The sequence below is a fragment of the Streptomyces sp. NPDC041784 genome (assembly GCF_055591025.1).
On record NZ_JBVJAB010000002.1, the window covers coordinates 20,551 to 40,248 of the forward strand.

A 19,698-nucleotide genomic window follows, 5' to 3' on the forward strand; every position below is an offset into this window, starting at 1 on the left:
TGTTTCGTCAATGCTTCTGACAAAGGAAGCCGGGATGCGGCGCCCGGGGGTCGCCGGGGGCGCGGTCAGAAGGGGATGGTCTCGCCCTCGCGGGCCGTGCGGGTCGGGCCGCCGAAGGCCGCGGCGGCGCGGGCGGTCGCCGCCTCCCGGGTGAGGGTGGGTCCGACATGGGTGATGTACAGCTCGCGCACGCCCGCCTTGCGGGCCGCGTCGCCGGCGTCCTCCGGGGTCAGATGCACCTGGTGCGACCCTTCGCTCTCGCGATGCCGGTCGATGTCGGCCTCGCACAGGAACAGATCGGCCCCGGAGGCGAGTTCGGTGAGCGCGTCGCACGGCCCGCTGTCCCCGGAGTACGCGAGGACGCTCCCCTGGCACTCGGCGCGCAGCCCGTACGCCTCGGTGTCGTGGACCACCGCGCGGGAGGTGAGCCGCAGGTTCCAGTGCCGGACGGTATGGCCGTCGTACAGGGCACGGAAGTCGAACACACCACTGAGGAACCGTACGTCGGGCTGTCCGAAGAAGCCCGCGAGGCGCCGGGCGCAGTCCACCGGCGCGTACACCGGGACCGGGACCGGCGGGATCAGCCCGCCGTAGGCGAACGCGTAGGCGGCGGCGAGGAGATCGGCGCTGTGGTCGGCGTGGAGGTGGGAGATCCAGATCGCCGTGAGCCGCTCGGGATCCGTGTGCCGCTGCAACTCGGCGAACGTCCCCGGCCCCGCGTCCACCCACACCTCGGCACCCGCCCCGCGCAGCATGTAGCCGGAGCAGGGGCGGCCGGGCCCGGGGTGCGGGGAGGCGGTACCGAGGACGGTGAGGCTGAGGGGCATGGTGGGGAGCGTACGTTCAGCCCTCGCCGGACGTGCCCTGATTACGTCCGTCTACGCCGCCGCGCCCGGGTCGTCTACGGCGTCCAGCCCGGATCACGCCCGCTCAGCCCCACCGTCCGGTCGAGCAGCGGGGCGTCCTCCGGCACGGGCACGACGGGGCCGAAGATGCCGCCGCCGCGGTCGGCGTCGTCGGCGGCCGCGCGCAGGAACGTGTGCGAGGCGCGCAGCGCGGCCGGGTCGGGTGTGTACGCCTGGCCGGTGGCCCGGGCCAGGTCCCAGCCGTGGATGACCAGTTCGTCGGCGGCGACGGCGCCGGCGACCGCGCCGGGCAGGTCGATGCCGCCGGCCCGGGTCATGCCCGTCCAGGCGGCCGGGTCCTGCCAGGCGGCGGCGAGTTCGCCGAGGACCAGGGGCAGTTCCTCGCGCCAGCCGGGTCCGATGTCGGGCACGGTCACCTCCGGACTGGTGTCGGTGGTGACGCCCAGGTCCTTGCGTCCGGCGTCCCGGAAGGCGACGGCGAGGCCGGTCAGGTGGCCGAGCAGGTTGTGCACGGGGTATCCCGGGCAGGGCGTGCCGCCGGCGAGCTGGTCGTCCCGCACGCCCGCCGCGAGGCGGGCCAGGATCAGGGTCTGGGGTCCGAGGTCGAGAGTGGTCGTGGCGTCGGTCATGTCGGTCATACAGGGTGGACCGGTCGCGGCCCGGAAACTCATCGCGACACTCACCGCGCACCCCTCGCGCCCGCCCCGGACAGGGCACCTGCCCGATGCGGACACTCACCGCGCACCCCTCGCGCCTGCCCCGGACAGGGCACCTGCCCGATGCCCGCGCCCCCGCCTTAGCACCACGATGACCAGGCATGACATCGACTTGGACCGTGGTGCGCGTCCTGCGGGACCGTGACGCGGCGCTGTATCTGGCCGCCCTGGTGGTCTCCGGGTTCGGCACGTCCGCGCTGTGGCTGGCCTCCGGTGTGTGGGTCAAGGACCTCACCGGCTCGAACGGCCTCGCGGCGCTGTGCGTGCTCGCCCTGTGGGCCCCCACCCTGGCCGGCCCGGCCCTCGGCACCCTCGCCGACCTCACCCGCCGCAAGCCCTTGCTGATCGCGCTCAACCTCCTCCCGGCGGCGCTGCTGCTCACGCTCCTCGCGGTGGACTCCCCCGGCCGGCTGTGGCTGCTGCTCACCGTGCTGTTCCTGTACGGCGCCGCCTCGGTCGTACACGAGGCGGCCAAGTCCGCGCTCGTCGCCGCCGCCGTCGCCCCGGAGCTGCTCGGTGACTTCAACGGGCTGCGCATCACGGCCGTCGAGGGCATGAAGCTGCTCGCGCCCCTGGCCGGCGCGGGCGTCTACGCGGTGTACGGCGGCCCGGGCGTGGCCGTGCTGGACGCGGCGACCTTCGTGTGCGCGGCGGGGCTGTACGCGTGCGTGCGGGTCCGCGAGGAACGGCCGCGGCCGCCGGCCGAGGGCCTGCGGGCGTCGACCGCCGAGGGCGCCCGCTTCCTGTGGGAGCACCCCCGGCTGCGCCCGCTGGTCCTGGCGGGCGGGACGACGATGCTGTGCGCGGGCGTGAACGGCGCGCTGGTCTACGCGGTCGTCGAGGGCCTGGGCCACTCCCCCGGGTACGCCGGGGCGCTCTACGCCGCCCAGGGCGCCGGTTCGGTCGCGGTGGGGCTGGTCTCGGGGCCCGCGCTGCGTCGGCTGGGCGAGCGCCGGTTCGCCGCGTGCGGGATCGTCCTCACGGCGGTCGCGGTCGCCGCCCGCGCGGTGCCGTCGGACGCGGTGGCGCTGGTGTGCGGCGCGGCGATCGGGGCCGGGCTGCCCTGTGTGCTGATCGCCGCGCTGACCGCCGTCCAGCGCGAGACGCCGGGGCCGCTGCTGGGCCGGGTGAGCGCGACCGCCGACACGCTGGTGTTCACGCCGAACGTGATCGGGCTGGCCGTGGGGGCGGGCCTGGTCGAGCTGGTGGACCTCGGGCCACTGCTGGTCCTGTGCGCTCTGGCGCTGCTGACGGCGACCGTGCCGCTGGCTCAGCGCGCGGCAAGCGCCTCCCGTACGGCCGCGAGGTCCCCGTCGGACGCCAATCCCGCGTGATACAGGCGGACCTCCGTCGCGCCCCGCTCCCGCGCGCGGGCGGTGTCGGACGCGAGCGTCCCCGGGCTGCCGCCCATCCCGGACACCACGCCGAGGTTGGCGGCGAGGACCGCGTCGTCGCGCCCCTGCTGGGCGAAGGGGACGAGCGGGCCGGGGCCGCCCGCGCACGGGACCACGACACCGTCCGCCACGGACAGGATGTGCGCGGGGTCGACGCCCGGGTTGGCGCCGACGCGGTACGTCACTGGGTCGGCGTGCAGCAGCACCTGGAAGCCGTCCGCGGCGGCGGCCCGCACCGCCCGGACCGCCGTCTCCTGGAGGGTGCGGGCGGTGTCGTCGCGCCACGCGCGCGTGGCCGCCGCGTAGGTCGACCCCAGCAGCTTCTCGACGCCCGCCCAGCCCTCGTCCTCCGGCGCCCCCCGCCACAGCGGCTCCAGCGCGGCGCGTACGGCGGCGGCGAGCGTGTCGGGGTCCAGGCCCTGCTCGCCGTACCCGGCCCGGCAGGCCGGGCAGAAGCAGAGCCCCATCAGATAGGTCCCGGCGTCGCCGAGGCCGACCCCGCCGGTCTTGTCGTGGGCGTGCAGGTGCTGGAGCCCGTACCAGCCGAGGGACTCCAGTTCGGTGCCGCGCGCGCTGGGGCGTACGGCGGCCTCGGCGGCGAGGTCGACGAGGTACGCGCGTGTGGCGGGCTGCGCGATGCACGGGGCCCAGGGGTAGCGGTCGCCGTAGGCGTTGACGACGGAGGTGTCAGGATGTTCGGCGCCCAGGCGGGAGTTGTGCGCGAGGACCACCCAGCTGTGCACCTCGAGACCGGCGCCCGCGAGGGCCTCGGCGGCCTCCCCGAAGGCGTCGCCCGGGGCCCAGTCGCCGGCCGCGTACGGGCGCAGTTCCCGCCCCCGCCACCGGTCGTCCGTCGGGTAGAGCACGGCCGCGTGCTCGGCGGTGACGATGCGGTGGCGGGGGTGGCGGGGGGTGAGGGCGCGGGTGGAGTGGTAGGCGGCGGCGAGCGTCACCTGCTCCACGCCGAGGGAGGCGATCCGGACCGGGGCCGCGGGATCGCCGTTGACGTCCCAGGGGTAGACGAACGTCGACGCCTTCACTGCGTGTTCTCCTCCTCCAGGAGCGCGTGTCCGCGCTCGATCACCTGGGCGAGTTGCTTGACATGATCCTCGCTCGGTTCGTGCAGCGGCGGGCGGACTCCGCCCACGTCGAGCCCGCGCAGGCGGACGCCGGCCTTGACGAGGGCGACGGCGTATCCGCGGCCCTGGGCGCGCAGTTCGACGAACGGCCGGTAGAAGCCGTCGAGGAGGCGGCGGACGGTGGTGTCGTCGCCGGTGGTGAGCGCCCGGTGGAAGGCGAGGGCGATCTCGGGGGCGAAGCAGAACACGGCGGAGGAGTAGAGGGTGACGCCGAGGGCCCGGTAGGCGAGCTGGGTCTGCTCGGCGGTGGGCAGGCCGTTGAAGTAGAGGAAGTCGCCGGGGACCTCGGTGCGGACGGCGCTGACGATCCGCTGCATCAGGTCGAGGTCGCCGAGGCCGTCCTTGAGGCCGACGATCCCCTCGGTGCGGGCGAGTTCGACGACGGTCTGCGGAGTGAAGACGGCGTTGTCGCGCTGGTAGACGATCACGGGGAGGGAGGTCGCGGCGGCCACCTCCCGGTAGTGCCGCAGCAGGCCCTCCTGGGCGGCGAGGACAAGGTACGGCGGCAGCGCGAGCAGCCCGTCGGCCCCGGCGGCCTCGGCGAGCCGGGCGTAGCGCACGGCGAGCGCGGTCCCGTACCCGGTGCCCGCCACGACCGGCACCCGCCCGGCGGTCTCCGCCACCGCGGCCCGTACGCACGCCTCGAACTCCTCCGGCGTCAGCGCGTGGAACTCCCCGGTGCCGCAGCAGGCGAAGACGGCCGCCGCGCCGGCCTCGACCCCGCGGCGGACGTGGGCGCGGTAGGTGCCGAGGTCGAGGGAGCCGTCGGGTCCGTAGGCGGTGACGGGGAAGAACAGCGGTCCGCTGGGGACCCGGAGGCGGGCGGCGAGGGGGGCTGACGTCACGGCTCTCCCTAGGGGGTGTCTTGTGGATCTTACCGGGGTCGCGTGCGTTCTTCTGACCGATGTCCACATTTCTGAACACGCTCAGCGTATGAAGCCCTTTCCGGCCCGGTCAAGCCGACGCGGGGCACCAGAAGAGCGGAACTTCCAGGTCCGCGGCACACTTGACGAGGGGCGCGAGAGATCCTTAGCGTGTCCACGCATGTGAATAGCGTCCATGCATGCGGCCGCTCATCCGGTCGTCGACTCCAAGGAGACCCGAGGATGCCCGCTCCCCGCACCGTCCTGCTCACCGGCGCCGCCGGCGGCCTCGGCACCCTGATGCGGGACCTGCTCCCCGCGTACGGCTACGACCTGCGCCTGCTCGACCTGCGCCCGGTCGAGGGCGCGCCGGACGCGATCACCGCGGACCTCGCGGACCGGGCGGCCGTCCGGGAGGCGGTCCGGGGCGTCGACGCGATCGTCCACCTCGCGGGCATCTCCCTGGAAGCCCCCTTCGAGAAGATCCTCAAGGCGAACATCGAGGGCACGTACCACCTGTACGAGGCCGCCCGCGAGGAGGGCGTCGGCCGGATCGTCTTCGCCTCCTCCAACCACGCCGTCGGCTTCACCCCCCGGCCCCGGGGCGACGACCCGCTGATCCCGGTCGACACCCCGCACCGCCCGGACACCTTCTACGGCCTGTCCAAGTCCTTCGGCGAGGACCTCGCCCAGTTCTACTGGGACAAGCACGGCCTGGAGACGGTGTCGGTGCGCATCGGCTCCTGCTTCGCCGAGCCCACCAGCGTGCGCATGCTGTCGGTGTGGATGAGCCCGGCCGACGGCGCCCGCCTCTTCCACGCGGCCCTGACCGCCGAGGACGTCGGCCACACCGTCGTCTACGGCTCCTCCGCCAACACCCGCCTGTGGTGGGACCTGTCCTCGGCACGGGCGCTCGGCTACGAGCCGCGCGACGACTCCGAGCCGTACGCCGAGAAGCTGATCGCCGAACAGGGCGAGCTGGACCCGCGGAACATCGCGCACGCCCACCTGGGCGGCCACTTCGTCAGCGACCCGCCGATCTGGCCGTACTGATCCGGACCTTCCGGCACGCGGGCGGGCACCGAACGGACCCGCCCGGGCGGCATCGGGCACGCAACAGCCCTGGTCACCGCCCCGCACCCGCTGTAGAACTTCCCCCATGGGCCCCACCGGGCCCGAACGGGCGAGGAAGCGAGGCGCGGACATGACCCCGAGGACGGCCAAGGAGCGCCGGCGCGCGATCGTGCGCGCCGCCCGCGCCACCGGATCGGTCGACGTCGCCACGCTCGCCGCCGAGCTGGGCGTGGCCCGGGAGACCGTACGACGGGATCTGCGCGCCCTGGAGAACCACGGGCTGGTGCGCCGGACGCACGGCGGCGCCTATCCGGTGGAGAGCGCCGGTTTCGAGACCACGCTCGCCTTCCGCGCCACCAGCCACGTCCCCGAGAAGCGCCGGATCGCCGCCGCGGCGGCCGGACTGCTCGGGGACGCCGAGACGGTCTTCGTCGACGAGGGCTTCACCCCGCAGCTCATCGCCGAGGCGCTGCCCGCGGACCGGCCGCTGACCGTGGTCACCGCGTCCCTGCCGATCGCCGGCGCCCTCGCCGGGGCCGAACGCACCTCCGTGCTGCTGCTCGGCGGCCGGGTCCGGTCCGGCACCATGGCGACCGTCGACCACTGGACGACGAGGATGCTGGCCGGTTTCGTCGTCGACCTGGCCTACATCGGCGCCAACGGCATCTCCCGCGAGCACGGGCTGACCACGCCGGACCCGGCGGTCGGCGAGGTCAAGGCCCAGGCGATCCGGGCCGCGCGTCGCACGGTGTTCGCGGGCGTGCACACCAAGTTCGGCGCGGTCGGCTTCTGCCGCTTCGCCGAGATCGGCGCGCTGGAGGCGATCGTCACGAGCACGCTGCTGCCCGCCGCCGAGGCCCACCGCTACTCCCTGCTCGGGCCCCAGGTCATCCGCGTCTGACCCACCGACCGAGGCGCCGTGGGCCGATCGGGGGTCCGCTCGCGGGTAAGGGAACGGCAAAGTGGTCTCGTTCGTTCACCCGGCATGACAGCTATGACCCCCGGCTCGAACATCCCTCTCCCCGTCACCCGCGTGACGGTGGACGTCTCCGCCCCCGTGCGGCTCGACGTTTCGGGCCTGCTGCTCACCGCCGACGGCAAGGTGCGCTCCGACGACGACTTCATCTTCTACAACCAGCCGGCCGGCCCCGGCGTGACGTACCGCTCCGGCGGCGGTGCGGCACCGGACGCGATCACCGTCGACACGGCCGCCCTCCCCCCGGGCATCGAGAAGATCGTCGTCACCGCGAGCCCGGACGCCGCGGGTCAGACCTTCCAGGGCGTCGAACCGACGGCCACCATCCGCGGCGCGGACGACAACAACGTCCTGGCCACCTTCACACCCCCGCAGCTCGGCGCCGAGACGGCTCTGGTGGTCGTGGAGATCTATCTGCGCAACGGCGCCTGGAAGGCCCGCGCGGTCGGCCAGGGGTACGCCAACGGCCTGGCCGGCATCGCCACGGACTTCGGCGTGACGGTCGAGGAACCGGCGGCGCCCGCCGCTCCCGTGGCACCGGCCCCGACAGCGGCTCCGGCCGCCCCGCCGATGCCCCAGGCGCCGCCCCCGCCCGCCCCCGGCGCCGGGAAGATCAACCTGGACAAGGGCCGGGTCAGCCTCCAGAAGAACCAGACGGTGTCCCTCGTCAAGGGCGGCCGCCCGCTGCTCTCCCAGGTCAAGATGGGCCTCGGCTGGGAGCCCGCCTACCGCGGCAAGGACATCGACCTGGACGCCTCCGTCATCGCCTACGGCCCCCAGCGCAACCACATCGACAGCTGCTACTTCGGCAAGCTGTCCATCGTGGGCGGCGCGATCAAGCACTCCGGGGACAACCTCACCGGTGAGGGCGGGGGCGACGACGAGGTGATCGTCGTGGACCTCGGCCGGATCCCGCAGGAGGTCTCCGGTCTGGTCTTCACCGTGAACTCCTTCTCCGGCCAGAAGTTCACCGAGGTCGCCAAGGCCTACTGCCGCCTCCTCGACGCCACCACCGGCGAGGAACTCGTCCGCTTCGACCTCACCAGCGCCGAACCCCAGACGGGCGTGATGATGGCCAAGCTCATCCGCCAGTTCTCCGGCGAGTGGGAGATGACCGCGATGGGCGACTTCGTGAAGGCCCGGACGGTCCGCAACATGGTGAAGCCCGCGGCGCAGGCGCTCTGACCGTGCGGCACCGCAGCTACGGGCCGCCTCTCGTGCTCGTAGCTGCGGGCCGCCTTCGGGCTCCGTCACCGCGGGCCACCCTGCGACGGCTACGCCCGCAGTCCCTCCATCAACAGCCCCACGTACCGCCGGATGACCTGCGCGTCCCCCTGGCCCAGCTCCGACGCCGTGGCCACCCCGTGCGCCAGCCGCAGCACGTCGACGGCGTCGACATCGCCGCGCAGCGCCCCCTCCCGCCGCGCCGCCTCCACCAACCGCGACGCCGCACCCTTCATATGCGTCCCGCACACCGTCGCGGCCGGCCCGTTCCCGTCCGTCACGGCGGAGCCCACCAGCGACTTCAGCCCCCGCACCTCGATGGTGCCGACGCACAGCTCGTTGAGCCACGCCACCAACGCCTCCCCCGCGGGCAGCTCCGCGCCCAGCACGTCGGCGCGCGCGGCCAGCGCCTCGATGCGGTCGACGTAGGCCGCCTCCAGCAGCGCCCGGCGCGTCGGGAAGTGCCGGTACAACGTGCCGGAGCCGACCCCCGCCCGCTTGGCGATGTCGTCGAGCGAGGCACCCTCCCCGTGCTCGGCGAAGGCCTCGGCGGCGGCTTCGAGCAACCGCTCGTAGTTGCGGCGGGCATCCGCGCGCATGGGTCTGACCTGCGTCATCCCGTCACTCCTTGCGAACCGGGGACGCTCGTCCCTGCGGGCTGTGCTGCCCGCATGGTCCACCAGTTCGCCCGGAGACGCCAGACACCGTCGGGGGAAGGCGACCTCCCGCTCAGATCACGGCGCTGTACGCGTTCAGCGCCGGCTGGCCGCCCAGGTGGGCGTAGAGCACGGTGGAACCGGCGTCGATCTCCCCGCGCGCGACCAGGTCGACGAGTCCGGCCATCGACTTCCCCTCGTAGACGGGGTCGGTGACCATTCCCTCGGTGCGGGCGGCGAGCCGCATCGCCTCCAGGGTGGTGTCGTCCGGGACGCCGTAGATCCCGGCGTGGTACCGCTCGTCCAGCTCGATGTCGTCGACCGTCAGCTCGCTCTCGACCCCGATGAGCCGGCCGGTGCGGTGGGCGATCCGGGCGATCTGCTCCCGGGTCTCGGTGGGCTTGGCGGAGGCGTCGACACCGATCACGCGCCGGGGCCGGCCGCCCGCCTCCTCCAGCGCGGCGAACCCGGCGACCATGCCGGCCTGGGTCGACCCGGTCACCGAGCACACGATCACGGTGTCGAAGAAGACCCCCAGCTCCCGCTCCTGCTCGGCGACCTCGTACGCCCACCCGGCGAACCCGAGCCCGCCCAGCGGATGGTCGGAGGCCCCGGCCGGAATGGCGTACGGCTTGCCGCCGGACTCCTCGACCTCCCGCAGCGCCTGCTCCCAGCTCTCCTTGAACCCGATCCCGAACCCGGCCCGCACCAGTCGTACGTCGGCCCCGGCGAGCCGGCTGATCAGGATGTTGCCGACCTTGTCGTACACCGGGTCGGGCCACTCCACCCAGCTCTCCTGGACCAGCACGCACTTGAGCCCGGCGCGGGCGGCGCAGGCGGCGACCTGCCGGGTGTGGTTGGACTGCACCCCGCCGATCGAGACGAGCGTGTCGCAGCCCTGCGCGAGCGCGTCGGCGACCAGGTACTCCAGCTTGCGGGTCTTGTTCCCGCCGTACGCGATCCCGGAGTTGCAGTCCTCCCGCTTGGCCCAGAGGGCGGCCCCGCCGAGGTGCGCGGTGAGCCGTTCCATCGGGTGGACCGGCGAGGGCCCGAAGAGCAGGGGGTAACGCTCGTACGAGGAGAGGGACTTCGGGGCCATGGAGCCTCCTTGGCTCATTCGGTGTCGGCCAGGTCGGCGAGGGTGCGCCAGATCTCCGCCGTGACCCGGACCGCCTCGTCCACGTCACCGGCGGCGCACGCCTCGATCAGCCGTCCGTGCAGACCGGCCGAGCGGCAGGTGCCGCCCTCGCCGAAGCGCCGTCGCTCCAGCCGCCGGATGAGAGGGGTGTAGCGGGCGATGGTGGCGGCGGCCGCGCGGTTGGCGGCGGCCCGGACGAGGACGTCGTGCAGTTCGTCGTCGGCGCGCAGGGCCGTGTCCACGTCACCGGCGGCGACCGCGGCGGCGAACCGTTCGTTGGCCGTGCGCATCCCCTCGACGTCCGCCGCGAACAGCCGGGGCACCGCGACCCGGGTGACCAGCTCGTGCATGGCGCCGACCACGGCCGCCGCGTCCCGTACGTCGGCGGCGACGACCGGTGTCACCCTCGTGTAGCTCTGCGGCTTGCTCTCCAGCAGCCCCTCGTCCACCAGCCGGGCGAACGCCTCCCGCACCGGCGCCCGGGACAGCCCGAGCCGCTCGGCGAGATCGGCGTCCCGCACCACGGTGCCGGGCTCGATGGCCCCGGTCACGATGGCGTCCCGGATCGCGGCGTAGGCGCGGTCCCTGAGCAGGGTGCGGGGTACGGCCTCCATGAACTGAAATGTTAGATGTCAGTTCGGGCGGTCACAAGGCCCGAGCGCACTCGGGCACAGGGACGGCAGATAGACGACCGTTCGTACACTCGACGGCATGGGACGGACCAGCGACGCACGGGAGAAGATCCTCGGCGCCGCGCAGTCGCTGATCGAGCTGCGCGGCTACTCGGCACTGGGGGTCGCCGAGATCTGCAAGGCGGCCGGGGTGCCGAAAGGCAGCTTCTACTACTTCTTCGAGTCCAAGGAAGCGCTCGCCCTGGCCGTCATCGACGAGCACTGGGACGGGCAGCGACGCGCGTGGGCCCGCGTGCTGCACAGTGAGGCGGAACCGCTGGTGCGGCTGCGCCGCCTGTTCGAGGAGACCGAGGCCGGGCAGCGTGCCGGGCAGCAGAGCTGCGGCACGGTCGCGGGGTGCTGTTCGGGAACCTCACGCTGGGCTGGCAGATCGGCCACTACCAGGTCTCCCGCCTGAGCTGACCGTCAGGCCGCCCACGGCCAGCGCGTGTCGTCGGCGGCCTCCAGCAGCGGCACCATCCGGAACGCCGCGTCCGACAGCCCACCGAACGTGTGCCGGTTCGCCCGGCCCGACGGGCCGTGGCCCGCCCGGTAGCCGGCCAGGTTCCAGGTGTAGACCGGCACATCCGCCGGGACCTGGTCGGTCGGGTCGCCGTGGCGGCTGAACGCGTACTGCTCGTCGGTGACGATCAGCACCCGGTCGTGCCGCCGGTAGTGCCGGCGCACCGCCTCGGTCGTGTCGGTGCCGCCCAGGTCGCCGAAGCGCTCCAGGACCTTCAGCACCGACTCGCCCTTGCGGAAGGCCACCACGTTGCTGCTCGTGCCGAACTCGACGAGATCCGCGTCCGCCGCCCGCAGCGCGAGCGCCGTGCCGAAGATCGCCGCCGCGTCGGCGCGGTTCAGCTCCGAGCGCTCCGACAGCCGCGAGTAGAACATGGAACCCGAACGGTCGACGAGCACCAGCGTGCGGCCGGACAGCGCGGGCACGTTGGCCAGCGAGTGGCCGAGCGCCCGCTCCAGCGGGTACGCCCAGCGCAGCGACGGCGCGTGCCGGTGCGCGGCGAGGTACCGGAAGGGGAACTGCCGCGACCGTGCGACCTCCGCCGGGTCGCCGATCCGGTCCGCCACCCGCGCGGCGACCTCGTCCGAGACACCGGCCTCGTCGAAGTTGCGCAGGTTGCGGACGAGCGCCATCGGGCCCATGGACGGGATGACCGCCTCCCAGGCCGCCTTGTCCATCGGCCCCTGGAGCCAGCCCGCCAGCGTCTCCCAGGTCATCCCGGCCGCGGCGAGCCGCTCGGCGCCGCCGTCCGACGTCACGACCGAGCGCCGCTCCTCGACCGGCAGCGCCATCAGCTCGCGGTGCGCGGTCAGGACCCGGTCCGACGCGGGCGGCACGGCGGTGTCGGGGTGGTGCCGGCGGTCGAGGGCGTACCGGAACATCTCGCCCTGCCACGGCTTGCCCGGGTCGGGCGCCGCGTGCACCAGGTTGAGGACGTCGCCGAAGCGGTAGCCCTTGGACGCGGTGTCGTACTTCAGCAGCGCCTTGCCGTTGTAGAGGCGTCGTACGGCGTCGGCGATCCCGCGCTTGACGGGCTTGGGGACGGCCCGGCCGTACCTCGTGGTCCAGTACCCGAGCAGTTCGCCGGGCTCGTCCGGCCGCTGGAGCACGGAGCCCACGACCTGCCGGTTCGACGGGCCGTCGGTCGCGCCGGCCGCCAGCCGGGCGTGCACGTACTCGGCGGCGCCGACCAGTGCGGCAGTACGGAGGTTGCCCTCGCCGCGCAGCCAGCGCAGCAGGCCGGCCGTCCAGGACGGGTCGCCGACGGCGAGTTCGCGCACGAGCTTCGCGAAGCGGTCGTCGCGGTCGGCGCCGGACTCGTGGAAGGTCTGCTGGGAGACGAAGTTGGCGAGCGCCAGCAGGAACAGTTCGGAGCGGGCGTCCCGCTCGTGGCCCCGGCCGCCGAGAGCGGTGCGGAGCGTACGGCCCGTGGTCTTCACGGGCGAGAGAGGCCGTGCCTTCGCGATACGCGTATTGAAGCGCGCCATTGCTGAATTCCCCCGAATTCATGGTCCATTTCGGAGAGAGGCACAGCAAAGGGAGGGCGCCCGAGATCAGGAGTCGGCGACGGACTTAGCCAGATGCTCTACCCATTGAGCTACACCGACCCGAGGTCGATGACGGGACTCGAACCCGCAACCGTCCGATCCAATGAAGTAACCGTTGCCTGCGCACCGGGCACCCACCGCATGCTGCGCCTCCCGAGATCAATTCGGCGGCGGCGTCTGATTCTTGGCAAAAGAAGTAGCCGCTGCCTTCGCACCGGGAGGTGCGCTGTTCGTGATCTCACTGTAGGAGGCGCAGCAAGGGCGGGGCCATTGAATTAATTCAGCAGCGCTTCTGGCGCTTCCAGGGCCCGGTGATCGCCAGCATGATCCCCGGTTCCTGGATGTTGGCGAAGAGGGTGCGGCCGTCCTGGGAGAAGGTGACGCCGGTGAACTCGCTGAATTCCGGTTCCTCGGCGGTGCCGATGTTCAGGTCGTTGCGGGCGATGGGGTAGGTGCGGCCGCTGTCGGTGGCGCCGAACAGGTGCTGGACGCCCTCGCCGTCCTCGGCGATGACGAGGCCGCCGTAGGGGGAGACGGTGATGTTGTCGGGGCCGTCGAAGGCGCCGTCGGCGGCGGGGTCGGGGTTCACGCCGAGCAGCACCTTCAGGGTGAGGGTGCGGCGCTTGGGGTCGTAGAACCAGACCTGGCCGTCGTGCTGCTTCGGGCTCTCGGCGCGGGCGTACGAGGAGACGATGTAGGCGCCGCCGTCACCCCACCACATGCCCTCCAGCTTGCGGGCCCGGGTGATCTCGCCGTCCGCGAACTGCTTGCGGACGGGGGTGGTGCGGGCGTCGCGGTCGGGGACGTCGATCCAGTCGACGCCGTACACCGTGCCGATCTTCGTGGCGCGGGAGAGGTCGTCGACGAACTGGCCGCCGGAGTCGTAGCACTTGGGCGCCTGGAGGACGCCGGCGTCGTCGGCGAGGGTGCGGAACGCGCCGCGGCCGTACGCGAAACCCTTCGGCGGGGTCCAGCGGAAGAGCAGGCCGCTGGGGGTGGCGGCGTCCTCGGTGAGGTAGGCGTGGCCGCGCTTGGGGTCGATGACGACGGCCTCGTGGTCGTAACGGCCGAAGAACTTCAGCGGCTTGGGGTTCTTGTTGGCGCGCCGGTCGGCCGGGTCGACCTCGAAGACGTAGCCGTGGTCCTTGGTCATGCCGTTGACGCCGGCCTTGTCGGAGTTCTCCTCGCAGGTGAGCCAGGTGCCCCAGGGGGTCCTGCCGCCCGCGCAGTTGGTGGAGGTGCCGGCGATGCCGACCCACTCGGCGACCCGTCCGTCGGGGCGCACCTCGACGACCGTGCAGCCACCGGAGGCGGCCGGGTCGTAGACCAGGCCCTCGGTGAGCGGGACGGGGTACGTCCAGTTGGCGCGCGGGCCCTTCAGCTCGTGGTTGTTGACGAGGAGGGTGGTGCCGCGCGGGCCGTCGAAGGTGGCCGTGCCGTCGTGGTTGGAGGGGGTGAACTCGCCCGACTCCAGCTTGGTCCTGCCGCTGTAGGTGATGATCTTGTAGGTGAAGCCGGCGGGCAGCGCGAGGATGCCCTTCGGGTCGGGGATCAGCGGCCCGTAGCCGACCCCTCCGTGCGCGGCCGCCGACTCCTCGTCCGTGTCCCCGACGCTCTCGGTGTCCGTGGACGCGAGGGCGTTCGGCGCGGTGGCGAGGGCTCCTACGCTGCCCGCCAGCGCGACGCCGGCACCGGTGAGCGCGGATCGTCTGGCGAAGTCCCTGCGGGTGAGCGACATGGTGTCTCCTGAGACGGTGGGTGTGCCGTGGAGGGTGGCGGGCCGCGGTCCGGCGACACCGTCCCGCCCATGCCTGAACGGGAGTTGAACGGGGGGCGGCTTCCGGAGTATCGGTTCCGGTCATCCGTACGGCTCCCGGTCGACACTCCTTCGCGCGCCCCCGGACGGCTCAGCGGACGGCTCAGCCGCCCTGCTGGGACCGTGCCTTGAACGCGGCCTTGCGCGCCTCCTTGGCGATCCTCTTGTCCGGGTGCAGTCGGCCCATAGCCTCCAGGACCTCCGGGGTAGCGGGGTGATCGACACGCCAGGCCGCCGCGAAGAAGCCGCCGTGCTGCCGGGCCAGCCCCTCGACGAGGGCCTGGAGCTCCTCGGAGTTGCCCTCGGCGGCGAGCTGGGCGGCCAGGGTGTCGATGGTGAGCCAGAAGACGAGGTCCTCGGAGGGGGCGGGGACGTCCGTCGCGCCCAGCTCGGTGAGCCAGACGCGGGCCAGGCCGCCCAGCTCGGGGTCGTCGAGAACCTCGCGTACGGCGGGTTCGGCCGGCGCTCCGACGAGGGAGAGCGCCTCCTGGCAGCGGAGCCGGCGCAGCGGTGCCCCGGCGTCCGAGCCGCGGGCGGCGGCGAGCAGCTCTTGTGCGGCGGCGAGGGGTTCGCGGCGGTCCAGCCACTGTTCGGTCTCGGCGCGGGCGGCGCGCGGGCCATAGCCGGCGCTGCCGTCGAGGAGGACGTCGGCGCCCTTGTCGGCGAGTTCGCCGACGGCCGGGGCCTCGAAGCCGGACTCCAACAGGCGGGCGCGCAGCCCGTAGAGACCGAGCGGGGTGAGGCGGACCATGCCGTAGCGGGAGACGTCGGTCTCGTCGACCGGGGCCGCGGCGGGCTCCTCGTCGGGGTCGGCCATCAGGGCCTCGTCGACCGGCCGGTAGACGACGAGTCCGATCGGCTCCAGCAGCCGGAACTGGTCGTCGAGGCGCATCATCGCGTCGGAGACCTGCTCCAGGACGTCGTTGGTGGGCTCGCCCATGTCGCCGGGGACGATCATCGAGGCGGCGAGCGCGGGGAGCGGCACGGGGCCGTCGCCGGGGCCGTCCTCGCTGGCGGTGAGCAGGTAGAGGTTGCCGAGCACACCGTCGAGGAACTCGGCCTCGCCCTCGGGGTCCCAGTCCAGCCGGGAGAAGTCGACCTCGCCGCCGTCGTCCATGGCGTCCATCAGCTCGTCGAGGTCGGGCACGGCCGCGTCGGCGATGACGGTCTCCACGGCGGCGAGCCAGACGGCGAGGACGTCGTGCGGGGTGCCGCCGGTGAGCAGGGTCAGGTCCTCGGCGGCCGCGACAGTGCCGGCCGCCTCGTCGGTGACCTCGACGAGCCCCGCGTCCACGGCGATCCGCCAGGCCTCGCTCGCGTAGGCGGCCGCGTCGTCCCCGGTCAGCCCGAGCACCTCGGCGGCGGTCGGCAGTTGCTCCTCGACAAGTCCGCCCCCGGCGTCGACCCGGGTGCCGGGGCCGGCCCAGCGGGCGAGCCGCGCGGCGCGGGAGAGCAACGGTGTGGACAGCGCGTCGCGCGCCAGCTCCGCTTCGGGGTGCAGCCGCACGGGCGGCAGGGGGGAGCTGTCAGACATCGGCGGGTTCTCCTAGGGCGCGTCGTGCCCGTGTCCCACTGGGGCACTGGGCCACTCAGCCTAGACGGATATCCACCCATGCCGCCCGGTTCATGTCTCCGTCAGGAGCTGTACATGGCCGAAACCTTGACAAGTGGCCTGACCAGGCAGGAGATTGACGCGCGTAGAAACTTGATGGACATCTGTTCACTGTAAGTTCTACGCGCGTCGCCACCACCCCACGGGTCGCGGCCCCTCGTTCCACGCACCACACCTCGTCCCGGCACCCACGTATGTCCCCGGAGGGATCCCGTTGCCGAGCAAGAAGTCCGCGCGCGCCGCCGCGCTCACCGTCGCCGCCGTGTGTTCCGCGGCGTCCACCGTCGCCCTGACCGCGCCCGCGCACGCGGCCACGGTGGCAGTCCACGACATCCAGGGCACGACCCGGATGTCGCCGTACGCCGGCCAGGCGGTCACGGATGTGGCCGGAATCGTCACCGGCGTGCGCACGTACGGCTCCAGAGGTTTCTGGATCCAGGATCCGAACCCGGACGCCGACCCGGCCACCAGTGAGGGCGTCTTCGTCTTCACCAGCTCCGCGCCGAAGGTCGCGGTCGGTGACGCGGTCACCGTTTCCGGCACCGTTTCCGAGTTCGTCCCCGGCGGCGCCGCCTCCGGCAACCAGTCGATCACCGAGATAACCAAGCCCACGGTGACGGTGGTCTCCAGCGGCAACGCGCTCCCCGCGCCGGCCGTCGTGAACGCCCGGTCGGTTCCGGCCGCGTACGCCCCGGCCGGCGACTCCGCCGCGAACAACTCGGTCAACGGGCTCACCCTGCTGCCGAAGAAGTACGCCCTGGACTACTACGAGTCCCTGGAGGGCATGAACATCCAGGTCGCCGACGCGCGCGTGGTCACCGCCACCGACCCGTACACCGAGCTGTGGGTCACGGTGAAGCCGCACGAGAACGCCAGCCGCCGCGGCGGCACGGTGTACGGCGCCTACACCGCGCAGAACACCGGCCGGCTCCAGATCCAGTCGCTCGGCGCGCCCGCCGACTTCCCCGTCGCGAACGTCGGTGACGTCCTGAGCGGCACCACCACGGGCCCGCTGGACTACAACCAGTTCGGCGGTTACACCCTCGTGGCCGGCCGCCTCGGCACGCTGAAGAGCGGCGGTCTCGAGCGCGAGACGACCGAGAAGCAGAAGAGGGGCGAGCTGGCGGTCGCGACGTACAACGTCGAGAACCTCGACCCCTCCGACGCCACGTTCGAGGAGCACGCCGCCGCGATCGTGCACAACCTGCAGTCGCCCGACATCGTGTCCCTGGAGGAGATCCAGGACAACAACGGCGCGACGAACGACGGCACGACGGCCGCCGACGCCACGGTCACCAAGCTGATCGACGCGATCGTCGCCGCGGGCGGCCCGACGTACGACTGGCGCTCGATCGACCCGGCGAACAACACCGACGGCGGCGAGCCGGGCGGCAACATCCGCCAGGTGTTCCTGTTCAACCCGGAGCGGGTCTCCTTCACCGACCGCGCGGGCGGCGACACGACGACCGCCGCGGGCGTGACCAAGCAGCGCGGCAAGGCCGCTCTGACGGTCTCCCCCGGCCGGATCGACCCGGCGAACACGGCCTGGAAGGCCAGCCGCAAGCCGCTGGTCGGCGAGTTCGCCTTCCGTGGCCGCACGGTCTTCGTGATCGCCAACCACTTCAACTCCAAGGGCGGCGACCAGGCGCTGCACGCGCAGTACCAGCCGGTGGTGCGCAGCTCGGAGACCCAGCGCCACCAGCAGGCGACGCTGGTCAACGCGTTCGTCAAGGACATCCTCGACGTGCAGAAGAACGCGGACGTGATCGCCCTCGGCGACATCAACGACTTCGAGTTCTCCGGCACGGCGCAGATCCTGGAGGGTGACGGCGAGCTGTGGTCGGCGATCAAGTCGCTGCCCAGGAGCGAGCGGTACTCCTACGACTACCAGGGCAACCAGCAGGTCCTGGACCAGATCCTGGTCAGCCCGTCGATCCGGCGTGCCTGCGGCTTCGAGTACGACAGCGTGCACATCAACTCGGAGTTCCACGACCAGATCAGCGACCACGACCCGCAGATCCTGCGGTTCGAGCCGTAGGTCCCGGTGGATCAGGGCCGGCTGAACACACCGTTCAGCCAGCCCTGCCATGCGGTCTCGCACTCCTTGATGTCGGCGCCCGGCGCGAAGTCGTGCAGGGAGATGCCGACCGGGTACCCCCAGTGGTTGCGCCCGAAGAAGCGGGTGAGGCCCCGGTCCGTCCGCAGCCCGATGAAGTACGGGCTGCGGAAATCGAGCAGGGCGTCGAACTCGTCCGGCCCTCGGACCGTCACCCGGGCGCCGGCGGCGACGTCGTCGCCGAGCCCGAGCGCCCGTCCGACGACGGCGAGGGCGTCGGCGGCCTTGGACGCCTCGGGCCCGTCGAAGGTGGCGAAGGCGGCCGGCCGGGGCGCGAAGTGGACCAGGTACTCGCGCAGGGTGTGCAGATAGAAGTCGGTGTGCTTGGCGGCGCCGTCGTACTGGTTGTCCCAGTCGTCGACGAAGATGCCGCTGTGCACGTACCGCACCCAGGCCCGGCCCCCGTCACGGGGTTCGACGGTGTAGTCGAGCTGGTTGACGGTCTGCTCCGAGATGCCCTCGACGTCCTCGACGCGGTTGGTGTAGCGGTGCGGCGGATCCCAGGCGGTGACCGTGGACCCGAAGGGCCCCCTGCCGCCGACCCGCGGCTCTGGCGGCTCCATCGGCCACAGATACCCTCCGGTGCCGGTGGTCACCGCCTCCCACACCTGCTCCGGAGTGGCGTCGACCTCGAAGTCACGGATGATCTCGAATTCCTTGGACATGGCGAACTCCTGCTGACTACTGGTCCGGTTCGGGGATGGCGGGCTGGTCCTTGACCGTGGGGTGTACGGCGACCACGATCCGGTGATCACGGCCGCCCTCCGTGTCGGGGGCGTCGTACTTGCGGATGAGCGCGCTGACGCCCGCCGTCAACTCCTGGATGAACGCGGCCCGTTCGGCCGCCGAGGCGAAGCGGACCTCGCCGTCGAGGGCGTACGTCGCCAGCCGCTTGCGGGCCTTGTCCGCGCCGGTGATCAGCGAGCCGACGTCCCGGACCAGCCGGGCGCCGAGCGCCAGCAGCCAGCGGGCGGAGAGCTGGTCACGGAAACGGTCCGGATCGGGCTGCACCTCGGCGAGGGCGAGCGGCGAGATCACGTACGACGCGGCGGTCGCGCGCATCAGCCGCTCGGTGACGTTGCCCTTGCGGCGCTCACCGGCCAGTTCGACCAGGCCGTGCCGCTCCAGCGCCTTCAGGTGATAGTTCACCTTCTGCCGCGGCAGCCCGACCTTCCCGGCCAGCATGGCGGCCGAAGCCGGGCCGGCAGCCAACTCGGCCAGCAGCCGGGCCCGTATGGGGTCCAGGGAAACGGCGGCGGCCTCGGGGTCCTCGATCACGGTCACGTCCAGCATGCGTCCACCCTCCCACCGAAAACTTTTTTTGTCCAGGCGGATATAGTTTTCGGTGAGGTTCATTTTTCGGTGAG

The 19,698-nt window shown here is 72.6% G+C and carries 17 protein-coding genes and 1 pseudogene; 6 read left to right on the plus strand and 12 right to left on the minus strand.

Translation table 11 applies throughout. The features are described from left to right. Nucleotides 1-65: 65 nt before the first annotated feature. Both ACZ6D7_RS03765 and ACZ6D7_RS03770 read right to left on the minus strand, forming a co-directional pair. Nucleotides 66-827: an MBL fold metallo-hydrolase gene (locus tag ACZ6D7_RS03765; protein ID WP_469483073.1), complete on the minus strand. Its 762-nt coding sequence runs from the start codon at nt 825-827 to the stop codon at nt 66-68. A 74-nt stretch (nt 828-901) separates the two neighbouring features. After that, nucleotides 902-1,495: a TIGR03086 family metal-binding protein gene (locus tag ACZ6D7_RS03770; RefSeq protein WP_469483075.1), complete on the minus strand. Its 594-nt coding sequence runs from the start codon at nt 1,493-1,495 to the stop codon at nt 902-904. Between the two features lie 188 nt (nt 1,496-1,683). Between ACZ6D7_RS03770 and ACZ6D7_RS03775 the strand changes: the two genes are divergently transcribed. Then, nucleotides 1,684-2,916 (plus strand): MFS transporter, encoded by a 1,233-nt coding sequence (locus tag ACZ6D7_RS03775; protein ID WP_469483077.1) that lies wholly within the window; start codon nt 1,684-1,686, stop codon nt 2,914-2,916. Here the strand turns inward: ACZ6D7_RS03775 and ACZ6D7_RS03780 are convergent. Further along, on the minus strand, nt 2,853-4,016 hold the full coding sequence (locus ACZ6D7_RS03780) for a hypothetical protein (protein ID WP_469483079.1): 1,164 nt from the start codon (nt 4,014-4,016) through the stop codon (nt 2,853-2,855). The two genes, ACZ6D7_RS03775 and ACZ6D7_RS03780, sit on opposite strands and share 64 nt — an antisense overlap. Continuing rightward, entirely contained in the window at nt 4,013-4,960 is a 948-nt protein-coding gene (locus ACZ6D7_RS03785) for a 5-dehydro-4-deoxyglucarate dehydratase (RefSeq protein WP_469483081.1), read from the minus strand. The genes ACZ6D7_RS03780 and ACZ6D7_RS03785 overlap by 4 nt, the downstream gene beginning before the upstream one ends. Before the next feature lie 261 nt (nt 4,961-5,221). Here ACZ6D7_RS03785 and ACZ6D7_RS03790 point away from each other — a divergent pair, with 261 nt between their 5' ends. The 3 genes from ACZ6D7_RS03790 to ACZ6D7_RS03800 all read left to right on the plus strand — a co-directional run bounded on the left by ACZ6D7_RS03790 (nt 5,222) and on the right by ACZ6D7_RS03800 (nt 8,213). Further along, nucleotides 5,222-6,031, plus strand: coding sequence for an NAD-dependent epimerase/dehydratase family protein (locus ACZ6D7_RS03790; protein WP_469483083.1), 810 nt, complete (start codon nt 5,222-5,224; stop codon nt 6,029-6,031). A 151-nt stretch (nt 6,032-6,182) separates the two neighbouring features. After that, complete coding sequence (locus tag ACZ6D7_RS03795) at nt 6,183-6,953, plus strand: DeoR/GlpR family DNA-binding transcription regulator (RefSeq protein ID WP_469483085.1); 771 nt, start codon at nt 6,183-6,185, stop codon at nt 6,951-6,953. A 93-nt stretch (nt 6,954-7,046) separates the two neighbouring features. Further along, nucleotides 7,047-8,213 (plus strand): TerD family protein, encoded by a 1,167-nt coding sequence (locus tag ACZ6D7_RS03800; RefSeq protein ID WP_469484509.1) that lies wholly within the window; start codon nt 7,047-7,049, stop codon nt 8,211-8,213. A gap of 89 nt (nt 8,214-8,302) precedes the next feature. Here ACZ6D7_RS03800 and ACZ6D7_RS03805 read toward each other — a convergent pair whose 3' ends face one another. The 3 genes from ACZ6D7_RS03805 to ACZ6D7_RS03815 all read right to left on the minus strand — a co-directional run bounded on the left by ACZ6D7_RS03805 (nt 8,303) and on the right by ACZ6D7_RS03815 (nt 10,660). Next, the gene (locus tag ACZ6D7_RS03805; RefSeq protein WP_469483087.1) at nt 8,303-8,869 is read right to left on the minus strand and encodes a TetR/AcrR family transcriptional regulator; all 567 of its coding nucleotides are present in this window, start codon (nt 8,867-8,869) and stop codon (nt 8,303-8,305) included. A 112-nt stretch (nt 8,870-8,981) separates the two neighbouring features. Then, nucleotides 8,982-10,007, minus strand: coding sequence for a 1-aminocyclopropane-1-carboxylate deaminase (locus tag ACZ6D7_RS03810; RefSeq protein WP_469483089.1), 1,026 nt, complete (start codon nt 10,005-10,007; stop codon nt 8,982-8,984). Nucleotides 10,008-10,021: 14 nt separating this feature from the next. Continuing rightward, the gene (locus tag ACZ6D7_RS03815; protein ID WP_469483091.1) at nt 10,022-10,660 is read right to left on the minus strand and encodes a GntR family transcriptional regulator; all 639 of its coding nucleotides are present in this window, start codon (nt 10,658-10,660) and stop codon (nt 10,022-10,024) included. Nucleotides 10,661-10,757: 97 nt separating this feature from the next. On the opposite strand from ACZ6D7_RS03815, the pseudogene ACZ6D7_RS03820 reads away from it, so the two are divergent. Then, nucleotides 10,758-11,098 (plus strand): annotated as a pseudogene (locus ACZ6D7_RS03820) (TetR/AcrR family transcriptional regulator); the annotation flags it as partial. 45 nt (nt 11,099-11,143) lie between these two features. Here ACZ6D7_RS03820 and ACZ6D7_RS03825 read toward each other — a convergent pair. From ACZ6D7_RS03825 to ACZ6D7_RS03835, 3 genes are all read right to left on the minus strand, one after another. Further along, nucleotides 11,144-12,727 (minus strand): TROVE domain-containing protein, encoded by a 1,584-nt coding sequence (locus ACZ6D7_RS03825; protein WP_469483093.1) that lies wholly within the window; start codon nt 12,725-12,727, stop codon nt 11,144-11,146. 340 nt (nt 12,728-13,067) lie between these two features. Next, on the minus strand, nt 13,068-14,525 hold the full coding sequence (locus ACZ6D7_RS03830) for an alkaline phosphatase PhoX (RefSeq protein WP_469483095.1): 1,458 nt from the start codon (nt 14,523-14,525) through the stop codon (nt 13,068-13,070). Between the two features lie 181 nt (nt 14,526-14,706). Next, the gene (locus tag ACZ6D7_RS03835; protein WP_469483097.1) at nt 14,707-16,137 is read right to left on the minus strand and encodes a hypothetical protein; all 1,431 of its coding nucleotides are present in this window, start codon (nt 16,135-16,137) and stop codon (nt 14,707-14,709) included. Nucleotides 16,138-16,429: 292 nt separating this feature from the next. On the opposite strand from ACZ6D7_RS03835, the gene ACZ6D7_RS03840 reads away from it, so the two are divergent. After that, nucleotides 16,430-18,253: an endonuclease/exonuclease/phosphatase family protein gene (locus tag ACZ6D7_RS03840; protein ID WP_469483099.1), complete on the plus strand. Its 1,824-nt coding sequence runs from the start codon at nt 16,430-16,432 to the stop codon at nt 18,251-18,253. A gap of 11 nt (nt 18,254-18,264) precedes the next feature. On the opposite strand, the gene ACZ6D7_RS03845 is transcribed toward ACZ6D7_RS03840, so the two are convergent. Further along, nucleotides 18,265-18,996, minus strand: coding sequence for an SRPBCC family protein (locus ACZ6D7_RS03845; RefSeq protein ID WP_469483101.1), 732 nt, complete (start codon nt 18,994-18,996; stop codon nt 18,265-18,267). A gap of 16 nt (nt 18,997-19,012) precedes the next feature. After that, nucleotides 19,013-19,624 (minus strand): ArsR/SmtB family transcription factor, encoded by a 612-nt coding sequence (locus ACZ6D7_RS03850; protein ID WP_469483103.1) that lies wholly within the window; start codon nt 19,622-19,624, stop codon nt 19,013-19,015. Between the last annotated feature and the right edge of the window lie 74 nt (nt 19,625-19,698).